This window comes from Mycobacterium sp. VKM Ac-1816D (assembly GCF_000416385.1).
GTDB lineage: Bacteria > Actinomycetota > Actinomycetes > Mycobacteriales > Mycobacteriaceae > Mycobacterium > Mycobacterium neoaurum_A.
This window is the reverse complement of record NZ_AOHQ01000133.1, coordinates 59068-71692: the sequence shown is the minus strand read 5'-3', so window position 1 is coordinate 71692 and position 12625 is coordinate 59068. Positions and strand designations below refer to the sequence as shown.

The following is a 12625-nucleotide window of genomic DNA, read 5'->3' as shown; positions in this document are numbered from 1 at the left end:
GTACCGGTTAACCTACTGACCGGTTGGTCGGAATTCGATGGGAGTGTGGGTGGCCTCGCAAGCGGTACGGATCGGCAACTGCTCGGGCTTCTACGGGGACCGGATGTCGGCCATGGGCGAGATGCTCGCGGGCGGCGATCTCGACTACCTGACCGGCGATTACCTCGCCGAACTCACCATGCTCATCCTGGCCCGCGACCGTGCCCGCAACGCCGACCTGGGTTACGCCAAGACCTTCCTCCGCCAGCTGGAGAACAACCTCGGGCTGGCGATGGACCGCGGGGTGAAGATCGTCGCCAACGCCGGCGGACTCAACCCGGCGGGCCTGGCCGCCGCCGTCCGTGAGCTCGCCGACCGGCTCGGACTCACCGTCGACGTCGCGCACGTCGAGGGTGACGATCTGGTGGCACGTGCCGACGAACTCGGGTTCGGGTCTCCACTCTCGGCCAACGCGTACCTCGGGGCCTGGGGCATCGTCGAGTGCCTGAACGCCGGCGCCGACATCGTCGTCACAGGCCGGGTCACCGATGCCTCCGTCATCGTCGGCCCGGCCGCCGCCCACTTCGGCTGGTCGCCCACCGACTACGACGCGCTGGCCGGCGCCGTCGCCGCGGGCCACATCATCGAATGCGGCACCCAGGCCACCGGCGGCAACTACGCCTTCTTCCCGCCCGATCTCGACCACCCGGGCTTCCCCATCGCCGAAATCGGTGCCGACGGCTCGTCGATCATCACCAAACATCCCGGCACGGGCGGACTGGTCGACACCGGCACCGTCACCGCCCAACTGCTCTACGAGATCACCGGCGCGCGGTACGCCAACCCCGACGTCACATTGCGCATGGATTCGGTGACGCTGCAGCAGGACGGGCCCGACCGGGTGCGGGTCTCCGGTGTGCGCGGCGAGGCCCCGCCGCCGACGCTGAAGGTGTCACTCAACAGCCTCGGCGGGTTCCGCAACGCGACGACGTTCGTGCTCACCGGCCTGGACATCGAGGCCAAGGCCGCGTTGGTGCGCCGCCAGCTCGAAGGCGCGCTGACAACCCGCCCAGCCGAACTGGAGTGGACGCTGGCGCGCACCGACCATGCCGATGCCGACACCGAGGAAACCGCCAGCGCCTTGCTGCACTGCGTGGTCCGCGATCCCGACCCGGCCGTGGTCGGCCGCAAGTTCTCCTCCGCCGGAGTCGAACTCGCGCTGGCCAGCTATCCGGGCTTCACCGCGACCGCTCCCCCGGGCGACGGTCAGGTGTACGGATTGTTCACCCCCGGATATGTCGAAGCAGGTGCGGTCCCCCACATCGCGGTGCACGCCGACGGCACCCGCGTCGACATCGCGCCGGCGGCCGAGACCCGCGAGCTGACACCGGTGCAGCAACCCGGCCTGCCGGACCCGCCGGCCGAGGGGCCGACGGTGCGAACACCGTTGGGCCGCATCGCCGGAGCGCGCAGCGGCGACAAGGGCGGATCGGCGAATGTCGGCGTCTGGGTGCGCACCGACGAGGCATGGGCCTGGCTGGCGCACTTTCTGACCGTCGATGCGTTACGCGAGCTGCTACCCGAGACTTACGCCCTGCCGGTCACCCGGCATCTGCTGCCCAATCTGCGCGCCGTCAACTTCGTCATCGAGGACATCCTCGGCAGAGGCGTCGCCTACCAGGCGCGGTTCGATCCCCAGGCCAAGGGTCTCGGCGAATGGCTGAGATCCCGATATGTCGATATCCCGGAGAGGCTGTTGTGATGCGCGCGAGGCACGAGCGAGGGAGCGCCCAGCGATGAGGACGAGCATCTGGAATGCGCCCGAACGCGAGGACCTGCGAAAGACGGTGCGGGCGTTCGCCGAGCGCGAGATCCTGCCGCATGTCGACGAATGGGAACGCGCCGGCGAACTGCCCCGCGAACTGCACCTGGCGGCAGGTGCCGCGGGACTGCTCGGCGCCCCTTACCCGGAATCGGTGGGCGGCGGGGGTGGTGACAGCGCCGACGCCGTGATCATCTGTGAGGAACTGCATCAAGCCGGCGTCCCCGGCGGCGTGTTCGCCTCTCTGTTCACCTGCGGTATCTCGGTGCCGCACATGATCGCCTCGGGCGACCAGCGCCTCATCGACACCTATGTGCGCCCCACCCTGCGCGGTGAGCTCATCGGGTCGCTGGCCATCACCGAACCCGGCGGCGGCTCCGATGTCGGGCATCTGACGACGAAGGCGGTCCGGGACGGCGCAGCGTTCATCGTCAACGGCGCCAAGACCTACATCACCTCCGGTGTCCGCGCCGACTATGTGGTGACGGCGGTGCGTACCGGCGGCCCGGGCGCGGCGGGGGTGTCGCTGCTGGTGGTCGACAAAGCGTCCGAGGGCTTCGTGGTCAGCCGCAAGCTGGAGAAGATGGGCTGGCGGTCCAGTGACACCGCCGAACTGTCCTACACCGATGTGCGGGTGCCCGCCGAGAATCTGGTCGGTGCCGAGAACAGCGGGTTCCTGCAGATCGCCGGCGCGTTCGTCAGTGAGCGCGTCGGCCTCGCCGCGCAGGCCTACGCCAGTGCGCAGCGCTGTCTGGACCTGACGGTGCAGTGGTGCCGGGACCGCGAGACGTTCGGGCGGCCGCTGATCTCCCGGCAGGCCGTGCAGAACACGCTGGCCGACATGGCCCGCCGGATCGACGTGGCACGGGTCTACACGCACCAGCTGGTCGAGCGCGAGATGGCCGGTGAGGCCAATCTGATCACCGAGGTGTGCTTCGCCAAGAACACCGCCGTGGAGGCCGGCGAGTGGGTGGCCAATCAGGCCGTCCAATTGTTCGGCGGGATGGGTTATATGGCCGAATCCGAGGTGGAACGCCAATACCGCGATATGCGCATCATCGGCATCGGCGGCGGCACCACCGAGATCCTGACCTCGCTGGCCGCCAAGACGCTGGGATTCCAATGACCCGCCTGAAGTCGACCCTGGACCCGCGCTCGTCGGCCTACACCGAGGCCGCCGACGCGATGGCGACCAAGCTGACCGAACTGGCCGCCGAACACGAGCGCAGCCTTGCCGGCGGCGGCCCCAAGTACGTCGACCGTCACCATGCCCGCGGCAAGCTCACCGCGCGGGAACGCGTCGAACTGCTGGTCGACCCCGATTCCCCGTTCCTTGAGCTGAGCCCGCTGGCCGCCTGGGGCAGCGATTTCACCGTCGGCGCCAGCGTCGTCACGGGTATCGGGGCCGTCGAAGGCGTCGAATGCCTGATCGTCGCCAACGATCCGACGGTCAAGGGCGGCACCAGCAATCCCTGGACGCTGAAGAAGATCCTGCGCGCCAATCAGATCGCGATCCAGAACCGGCTGCCGGTGATCTCGCTCGTCGAGTCCGGCGGCGCGGACCTGCCCACCCAGAAGGAGATCTTCATCCCGGGCGGGCAGATGTTCCGTGACCTGACCCGGCTTTCGGCGGCCGGCATCCCGACCGTCGCGTTGGTGTTCGGCAACTCCACCGCCGGCGGCGCCTACATCCCCGGCATGTCCGATCACGTGGTGATGATCCGGGATCGCTCCAAGGTGTTCCTGGCCGGCCCGCCGCTGGTCAAGATGGCCACCGGCGAGGAATCCGATGACGAATCCCTCGGCGGTGCCGAGATGCATGCGCGCACATCGGGTTTGGGCGATTATCTGGCCAACGACGAACTGGACGCCATCCGGATCGGCAGGCGCATCGTCGCGCGGCTGAACTGGCGCAAGCAGGGCCCGCCACCACTACCGGTGCGCGAACCCGAGTACGACGCCGAGGAACTGCTCGGCATCGTCGGCGCCGACCTGCGCATCCCCTTCGACCCGCGCGATGTGATCGCCCGCATCGTCGACGGTTCGGACTTCGACGAGTTCAAGCCGCTGTACGGTTCGTCACTGGTCACCGGGTGGGCCACGCTCTACGGCTACCCGGTCGGCATCCTGGCCAACGCCCGCGGGGTGCTGTTCTCCGAGGAATCCCAGAAGGCAACCCAGTTCATCCAGTTGGCCAACCGATCCGACACCCCGCTGCTGTTCCTGCACAACACCACCGGCTACATGGTGGGCAGGGCGTACGAGGAGGGCGGGATGATCAAACACGGATCGATGATGATCAACGCCGTCTCCAATTCGACGGTGCCGCACATCTCCCTGCTCATCGGGGCGTCCTACGGCGCAGGCCACTACGGCATGTGCGGGCGCGCCTACGACCCCCGCTTCCTGTTCGCCTGGCCCAGCTCCAAATCCGCGGTGATGGGCGGCACGCAGCTCGCCGGCGTGCTGTCGATCGTCAGCCGGGCCGCCGCCGAAGCCCGCGGCCAGCAGGTCGACGAGGCCGCCGACGCCGCACTGCGCGCGGCGGTCGAAGCACAGATCGAGGCCGAGTCGCTGCCGATGTTCCTGTCCGGCCGGCTCTACGACGACGGTGTCATCGACCCGCGCGACACCCGCACCGTGCTGGGAATGTGCCTGTCCGCCATCGCCAGCGGACCGATCGAGGGGACGTCGAACTTCGGCGTCTTCAGGATGTGACTGCGATTTCGGCGCGCTCGCGTTCGCTCAGCGAGCGTCAGCGCGCCCAAATCGCGGAGGGAGTTCGATGATCAGCAGAGTTCTCGTCGCCAACCGTGGTGAGATCGCCCGCCGGGTGTTCAGCACCTGCCGTCGTCTCGGTATCGGCACCGTCGCGGTCTACACCGACCCCGACGCCGACGCCCCGCACGTCGCCGAGGCCGACTTCCGGGTCCGGCTCGAGGGCCGCAACGGCTATCTGGACAGCGCCCAGCTCATCGCGGCGGCGCGTGCCGCCGGCGCCGACGCGGTACATCCCGGTTACGGGTTCCTCTCGGAGAACCCCGATTTCGCGGCCGCGGTGGCCGACGCCGGTCTGACCTGGATCGGACCGCCGGTGGCCGCCGTGCAGGCCATGGGCTCCAAGATCGAGGCCAAGAAGCTGATGGCCGCGGCCGGCGTGCCGGTGCTGGCCGAACTGGACCCGGCCACCGTCACCGCCGACCAGTTGCCCGTCCTGATCAAGGCGTCCGCCGGTGGTGGCGGTCGCGGTATGCGGGTGGTCCGGGAGCTGTCCGACCTGCCCGCCGAGGTCGCCGCGGCGCAGCGCGAGGCGCAGTCGGCGTTCGGGGATCCCACCGTCTTCTGCGAGCGCTACCTGGCCGCCGGGCACCACATCGAGGTACAGGTGATGGCCGACCGGCACGGCACCGTGTGGGCGGTCGGGGAACGCGAGTGCTCGATCCAGCGCAGGCATCAGAAGGTCATCGAAGAGGCACCGTCGCCCCTGGTGGAACGGACTCCGGGCATGCGCGACAGGCTCTTCGAAGCCGCCCGCCTGGCCGCCGAGGCGATCGGCTACACCGGCGCGGGAACCGTCGAGTTCATGGCCAGCTCCGATCCTGGGGCCAACGGCGACTTCTACTTCCTGGAGATGAACACCCGCCTGCAGGTGGAACACCCGGTCACCGAGGAGACCACCGGCGTAGACCTGGTGGCACTGCAGATCGACGTCGCCGACGGCATCCGCCTCGATGCCCGCCCGCCGGCCACCCGTGGACACTCGATCGAGGCGCGGCTCTACGCCGAGGACCCGGCCAAGGACTGGCAACCACAGGCCGGAACGCTGCACCGGTTCGCCGTCCCGGCCGCCCGCACCGAATTCGGCACCCTCGGCCGCACCGGGGTCCGGCTGGATTCCGGCGTGGTCGACGGATCGGTCATCTCGGTGTTCTACGACCCGATGCTGGCCAAGGTGATCTCGTTCGCCGATACCCGAGAGCGGGCCGCCGCCGCGCTCGCCGAGGCGTTGGCCCGCGCCGTCGTCCACGGCCCCGGTACCAACCGTGACCTTCTGGTCAACGTGTTGCGGCACCCGGCATTCCTTGCCGGGGACACCGACACCGCGTTCTTCGACACCCACGGCCTTGACCGATTGGCAGCGGCCCAGGACATCACCGCGCCGTCGACGCTGGCCGCCGCGCTCGCCGACGCCGCGCACAACCGCGCCACGGCAACGGCATTCGGACCCGCACCGAGCGGATGGCGCAACCTGTTCTCCGGGTATCAGACCCGCGCCTTCCGCGATGCCGACGACCGGGAGCACCTGGTCCGCTACCGGATCGGACGCGACGGTGTCGAGGTGCCCGACGGCGATGATGTCACGGTGGTGTCCACCAGCCCTGGGCGAGTGGTGTTGTCGGTCAACGGCGTCGAAGAGTCCTTCACGGTGGCGCGTTACGGCGCAGCGGTTTTCGTCGATTCGCCGCGCGGTACCGTCCGGCTCACCAGCGTCCCGCGATTCCCCGATCCGGACTCGGCGGTGGCGCACGGATCGCTGCTGGCGCCGATGCCCGGCTCGGTGGTCCGGGTCGGCGCCGCGGCCGGTGACGCCGTGACCGCCGGGCAGCCGTTGATCTGGCTAGAGGCCATGAAGATGGAGCACACGATTGCCGCACCGAGCGACGGTGTGCTCGCCGAATTGAACGTACAGGCAGGCCAGCAGGTCGAGGTCGGCACGGTGCTGGCCCGAATAGAAGGAGAACAGTCATGACCGGCTTCATCGAAACCGAGGAGCAGCAGGCGCTGCGCAAGGCCGTCGCCGCGATGGCCGCCAACTACGGCCAGGATTACTACCTGGAGAAGGCGCGGGCCGGCCGGCACACCGACGAACTGTGGTCCGAGGCAGGCAAACTGGGCTTCATCGGGGTGAACCTTCCCGAAGAGTACGGCGGCGGCGGGGCCGGCATGTACGAGCTGTCGATGGTGATGGAGGAGATGTCGGCGGGCGGTTGTCCGCTGTTGATGATGGTGGTCTCCCCCGCCATCAACGGCACGATCATCAGCAAGTTCGGTACCGAAGAACAGAAGAAGCACTGGGTCACCGGTATCGCCGACGGGTCGATCACCATGGCCTTCGCCATCACCGAACCCGACGCCGGTTCCAACAGTCACAAGATCACCACCACCGCGCGCCGTGACGGCAGCGACTGGATCCTCTCGGGTCAGAAGGTCTACATCTCCGGCGTCGACCAGGCCCAGGCCATCCTGGTGGTCGGCCGCACCGAGGACCACAAGACCGGCAACCTGAAACCCGCCCTGTTCGTGGTGCCGACCGACACCCCCGGCCTGTCCTGGACCAAGATCGACATGGAGATCCTGAGCCCGGAATACCAGTTCCAGGTCTTCCTCGACGAGGTGCGCCTGCCCGCCGACGCGCTCGTCGGCTCCGAGGATGCCGCCATCGCGCAGCTGTTCGCCGGTCTCAACCCCGAGCGCATCATGGGCGCGGCCAGTGCGGTCGGGATGGGTCGTTTCGCGATCAACAAGGCCACCGAGTACGTCAAGACCCGCCAGGTGTGGAAGACCCCGATCGGTGCACACCAGGGCATCGCGCATCCATTGGCCCAGAACCACATCGAGATCGAACTCGCGAAGCTGATGATGCAGAAGGCCGCGGCGCTCTATGACAGCGGCGACGATTTCGGTGCCGCCGAGTCGGCGAACATGGCCAAGTACGCCGCCGGTGAGGCATCGGTGCGCGCGGTCGATCAGGCCGTGCAGTCCCTCGGCGGAAATGGACTGACCAAGGAGTACGGCATCGCCTCGGTGCTGACCGCCTCCCGACTGGCGCGTATCGCGCCGGTCAGCCGGGAGATGATCCTCAACTTCGTCGCGCAGACCTCGCTGGGCCTGCCCCGGTCGTACTGACGATGCTGGTCGACTACACGGTCGAGGGCCGGATCGCCCGCCTGACGCTGAACTCCCCGCACAACCACAACGCGCTGTCCACGGCGCTGGTCGAACAGTTGCATCGGGGGTTCGCCGACGCGGCGGCCGCCGATGTGCGCGCGGTGGTGCTGGGCCACACCGGTCCGACATTCTGCGCGGGCGCCGACCTGTCCGAGGCAGCCGGCCGAGAACCGGGGGATGTGGCGGTCGACCGGGCCCGCGAGATGACCCGCCTGCTGCGCGCGATCCTGGAGTTACCGGTCCCGGTGATCGCCGCGGTCGACGGGAACGTGCGGGCCGGCGGCATGGGTATGGTCGGCGCCTGCGATATCGCGGTGGCCGGGCCCGCGAGCTCCTTCGCCCTCACCGAGGCGCGGATCGGGGTGGCTCCGTCGATCATCTCGCTGACCCTGCTGCCGAAGCTGACCGCCCGCGCCGCGGGCCGATACTTCGTCACCGGCGAGAAGTTCGGGCCGGCGGAGGCCGCCAGGATCGGGCTCATCACCGCGGCCGCCGATGACGTCGCCGCGACGGTCGCCGATCTCACCACGAGCATCGCCAAGGCTTCGCCACAGGGGCTTGCCGCGTCCAAGGCACTCACCACCGCGTCGGTGCTGGCCGGCTTCGACGAACGTGCCGAGGAACTCACCGAGCAATCGGCACGGCTGTTCGTCTCCGAGGAGGCGCATGAAGGCATGCTCGCTTTCCTGCAGAAACGCCGGCCGTCCTGGACGTGAGAAGGTAGCTGCCGTTTGCCAGCCGGGCGTCCGAACGGCGATGTTTGCCGTAACAGTTTTGCCCACGCGCTTGCATTCGCGAGTATGAGTCGTAGGCTCGTCTGCGATGAGCACCTCAGCCGCAGAACCTGGCTCGACCCGAGCCGGCGATGCCGAGCGGGCGCAGGCTGCCCAGCTTCTCACCGACGCCGCCGCCCAGGGCCGGCTCACCGTCGACGAGTACGAGCAGCGGCTGGCCAAGGCATACGCAGCCAAGACACACGGCGAACTCGCCCGACTCTCGTCCGATCTGCCGGACTTCGCCACCACCGCACAGTGCGGACCCCGCCGACCCGCGCCATCGACCCTGCTCTTGGCCATCCTGAGCGGTTTCGAACGCCGTGGCCGCTGGAACGTCCCGAAGCGTCTGACGTCCTTCGCACTGTTCGGCGGCGGTGTCATCGATCTGCGCTACGCCGACTTCACCTCGCCCGATGTGGACATCCACACGATCTCCATCTTCGGCGGTCAGACGATCCTGGTGCCGCCGGAGGTCAACGTCGCGGTCCGCGGGCACGCCGTGATGGGCTCGTTCGACCATGTCGGCGAACCGGGCACGCCGGGCGCTCCGTGCGTGACCATCCGTGGGTTCTCGCTGTGGGGCAGCGTCGGCGTCAAGCGCAAGAAGCGTAAGAACAGCTGAGCGTCATTTGCTGAAAAGCGCGCTTCCGCGATGCTTGTTTTGCTGAACAGCGCTCAACGGCGCCGTGCCCGCAGATAGTCGCCGACCACCGCCGCGCCGAGCCCGTCGAGATCGGGCACCACGACACGGCCGCCGACCCGGCGGGCCACCTGATCGATGAACCGGGCCAAACCCGGGTCGCTGCCGAGCCGGAAGATGGTCAACTGCGCGCCCAGCGCAGCGAGATCGTCGAAACCCTTCACCGTCAGTCCGATCGTGCGCGGGTGCGGCGGGTAGTAGAAGAACGCCTCGGCGCCGTCACCGAAATCCTCAAGATGCGCGGTCGGCTCCCCGTCGGTGACCACCAGCACGACCGGCTGGGCGTTGGGGTGTCTACGCAGGTGCCGGGCCGCCAAGGCCAGCGCGTGGTGCAGGTTCGTGCCCTGGTCCCGCACCCCCTCCAAGGCCGTCAGCTCGGCGGCGCTGACGGTGCGCGCGTGCCGGCCGAACGCGATGATCTCCAGCGCATCGGAGCGGAACCGCGTGCTCACCAGGTGGTTGAGCGCCAGCGCGGTGCGCTTCATCGGCAACCACCGGTTCTCCATGACCATCGAGAAGCTGGTGTCCACCAGCAACGCGACCGCGGACTGGGTGCGGGTCTCGGTCTCCGAGATCTCGACATCCTCGACACCGATCCGCACCGGGCCGCCGATGGTGCCGGTCCCGGCCGTGCGGAGCACGTCGTTGGTGGCCGCCGTGCGGAGCACGGCATTGGTGATCGTGCGGGTGACGTTCCACGGCTCGGTGTCCCCGAACGCCCACGGCCGGCTCGCCCCGGTCAGCTCGCCGGCCGCACCGGCGCGGCGCGTCTCGCGCTCGCCGTGCCTGCCCGAGAGCCGCTGGGCGACATCGCGCAGCGCGGTCTGCCCGAGCTGGCGCATCGCCTTGGGCGACAGTCGGAACTGACCGTCGGAGCCGCGGTCCAGGAAACCCTGTTCGGTGAGCGCACGTTCCAGATCGGCCAGTGTGCGGGCGTTGACGGCGGCCTCGTCACCGAGCTGGCGGGCCAGCATGTCCAGATCGACATCCTCCATGGTGGCTCCGGCATAGCCCTGCGAGAGCTGTTCGGCCAGCTGTTCCAGCTCGGCGATATCGGCGAGCGCCTGCGCACCCTGTCCCATGCCCAGCGGATCGTCACCTCGGAATTCCTGCGAACCGTTCCAATCCTCGCCGGGGCGGGCGGCCTGCAGGTTGGCGTCCAGCCGGCTCAGCGCATTCATCAGCGACGGCGATCCGAAGGCCTGCTGGGCCAAGGCATCCAGCTCGGCGCGCTGGGATTCGGACAGGCTGTTGCGGAACCGTTGGGCGGCCGCGGAGCGCTTGGCCAACGAATCCATCAGCTCGTCGACATTGCGCGGGTTCTCCGGGAAGTGCTGACCGTGTTCGGCCATGAACTTCTCGAAGTCCTCGTCCGTGTCCTCTCCCCTGGCGTGCTTTTCCAGCAGGTCGTTGAGGTCGTCGAGCATCTTGTTGATGGCGGCGCGGTCGTCGTCGGTGGCGTTCTGCAGCGCGTCCTTCATTCCGGCGAACCGCTGGTCGAGCATCTCGCGGCCGAGCAGATCCTTGATCTGGTCGTACTTCTGCCGGGCCTCGGGCGAGCGCCAGTCGTAGTCGGCGAGTTCCTGGACGGCCTTGGCCGGCGACGGCGACAGCGCCTCCATCTGCATCTCACCGAACCGGGCGTCGTCGTCCAGGGCGCGGGCCAGTTCCTTGCGCTCGGCCAGCACGGCCTCGTCGAGCAACTTCTTGACCTCGGCGAGGGTGCCGTCGAGGTTGTTGCGCTGCAGCAGTTCCCGGCGCCGCCGGTGGGCCTCGGCGGCCAGCTTGTCCGCGCCCGGCATGGAGGCGGTACCGCGGCGCATCAGTTCCTGCAGCGCCCGTCGCGGCGACGCGCCGGACATCACGTCCTCACCGATCTGGTCCAGCGCCTCGCGCAGATCGACCGGCGGGGCCAGCGGATCTGGCCCGCCGGTGTAGCGCGAATACCGCGAATTATGTTTAGCCATAGACGGTTTCACCAGCGTCGGACGTCTTGTCGATCCGCTTGGCCAGATACAGGCCTTCCAGCGCCAGCTCCACCGCAGCGGCGCGCTGCCCCTCGGTGCGGGCATCCAGGCGTTCGGCGATCTGGTCGATCACCTCCAGCTCCGGCAGCGCAGCGAGCACGTCCTTGGCGCTCACCCGCTCACCGGTGGTCACCGGTGAGCCCTCTTCGACCGCGGCGACCAACGGCCCGACGTCCAGTCCGCCGAGCGCCCTGGCCGCGGTGTCGGCGGTGGCGCGACGCAGCAGGTGCTCCATCACCGCCTGCTCGCGGCCCTCCTCGCCGGACTCGAATTCGAGCTTTCCGCGCAGCACGTCGATGACGGTGCCGAGGTCGACGACGCGGGCCACCGGATCCTGCTCGCCGAGGATCGCGGCGCGGTGCCGCGCCGAGGCGGCAACGGTCTCGGCCGCGGCGATGGCGAACCGAGCCGACACCCCCGAGCGCTGGTCCACGGCCGTGGACTCGCGCAGCGCCCTGGCGAACCGGGCGACGACGGCGAGCAGGTACTCGGGGACCTCGGCACTCAGGTGTGCCTCTTGGGCGATGACGGCGACCTCGGCGTCGAGTTCCAGCGGGTAGTGGGTACGGATCTCGGCGCCGAACCGGTCCTTGAGCGGGGTGATGATGCGGCCGCGGTTGGTGTAGTCCTCGGGGTTGGCGCTGGCGACCACCAGGACGTCCAGCGGCAGCCGCAGGGTGTACCCGCGCACCTGGATGTCGCGCTCCTCCATCACGTTGAGCATGGACACCTGGATACGTTCGGCCAGGTCGGGCAGTTCGTTGACGGCGACGATGCCGCGGTGTGCACGCGGGATCAGGCCGTAGGCAATGGTTTCCGGGTCTCCGAGACTGCGCCCCTCGGCCACCTTGATCGGGTCGATATCACCGACCAGGTCGGCGACGCTGGTGTCGGGGGTGGCCAGCTTCTCGGTGTAGCGCTCGCTGCGGTGTACCCAGGCGACCGGCAGATCGTCACCGGAGGTGGCGACGCGCCGGATCTGCTCCGGCGTGATCGGCGAGTACGGGTGCTCGTGCAGCTCGGAGCCCTCGATCACCGGGGTCCATTCGTCGAGCAAGCCGACCAGCGAGCGCAGCAACCGGGTCTTGCCCTGCCCGCGTTCGCCGAGCAGGACAAAATCGTGACCGGCGATCAGGGCACGTTCGACCTGCGGCAACACCGTGTCCTCGAATCCGAACAGACCGGGCCAGATCGCGGTGCCCTCTTCCCCGTCGGCCAACCGGGCCAACAGGTTGGCCCGGATCTCGTCCTTGATCCCGCGCTCGACGTGGCCGGAGGCGCGCAGTTCGCCGAGAGTGCGGGGCAAGTCGTTAGGTGATGTCACGACCTCCACGCTACGACTGCTGTCGACCGCAGGCATGGTCACCGGGCG

At 68.7% G+C, this 12625-nt stretch carries 9 protein-coding genes; 7 read left to right on the top strand and 2 right to left on the bottom strand.

Features of this window, described 5'->3' with window-relative positions; all coding sequences use genetic code 11:
* Nucleotides 1-37 precede the first annotated feature (37 nt).
* From G154_RS12815 to G154_RS12785, 7 genes are all read left to right on the top strand, one after another.
* Nucleotides 38-1741, top strand: coding sequence for an acyclic terpene utilization AtuA family protein (locus G154_RS12815; protein WP_031601672.1), 1704 nt, complete (start codon nt 38-40; stop codon nt 1739-1741).
* Between the two features lie 34 nt (nt 1742-1775).
* Nucleotides 1776-2927 (top strand): acyl-CoA dehydrogenase family protein, encoded by a 1152-nt coding sequence (locus G154_RS12810; RefSeq protein ID WP_036479670.1) that lies wholly within the window; start codon nt 1776-1778, stop codon nt 2925-2927.
* Nucleotides 2924-4519 carry an acyl-CoA carboxylase subunit beta gene (locus tag G154_RS12805; protein ID WP_019510412.1) on the top strand — a complete coding sequence of 532 codons (1596 nt, stop codon included), beginning with the start codon at nt 2924-2926 and terminating at the stop codon, nt 4517-4519. Before G154_RS12810 ends, G154_RS12805 begins: the two co-directional genes overlap by 4 nt.
* Nucleotides 4520-4586: 67 nt before the next feature.
* Nucleotides 4587-6551, top strand: coding sequence for a biotin carboxylase N-terminal domain-containing protein (locus G154_RS12800; protein WP_019510411.1), 1965 nt, complete (start codon nt 4587-4589; stop codon nt 6549-6551).
* Nucleotides 6548-7708 carry an acyl-CoA dehydrogenase family protein gene (locus tag G154_RS12795; RefSeq protein ID WP_019510410.1) on the top strand — a complete coding sequence of 387 codons (1161 nt, stop codon included), beginning with the start codon at nt 6548-6550 and terminating at the stop codon, nt 7706-7708. The genes G154_RS12800 and G154_RS12795 overlap by 4 nt, the downstream gene beginning before the upstream one ends.
* The gene (locus tag G154_RS12790) at nt 7705-8466 is read left to right on the top strand and encodes an enoyl-CoA hydratase family protein (protein WP_023986218.1); all 762 of its coding nucleotides are present in this window, start codon (nt 7705-7707) and stop codon (nt 8464-8466) included. Before G154_RS12795 ends, G154_RS12790 begins: the two co-directional genes overlap by 4 nt.
* 106 nt (nt 8467-8572) lie before the next feature.
* Nucleotides 8573-9148, top strand: coding sequence for a DUF1707 domain-containing protein (locus G154_RS12785; protein WP_019510408.1), 576 nt, complete (start codon nt 8573-8575; stop codon nt 9146-9148).
* 53 nt (nt 9149-9201) lie between these two features.
* Here the strand turns inward: G154_RS12785 and G154_RS12780 are convergent, their stop codons facing one another.
* A complete protein-coding gene (locus tag G154_RS12780) occupies nt 9202-11193 on the bottom strand; it encodes a VWA domain-containing protein (protein WP_019510407.1) in 1992 nt (663 codons plus the stop codon).
* The gene (locus G154_RS12775; RefSeq protein ID WP_192817333.1) at nt 11186-12613 is read right to left on the bottom strand and encodes a sigma 54-interacting transcriptional regulator; all 1428 of its coding nucleotides are present in this window, start codon (nt 12611-12613) and stop codon (nt 11186-11188) included. Before G154_RS12775 ends, G154_RS12780 begins: the two co-directional genes overlap by 8 nt.
* Nucleotides 12614-12625: the final 12 nt, after the last annotated feature.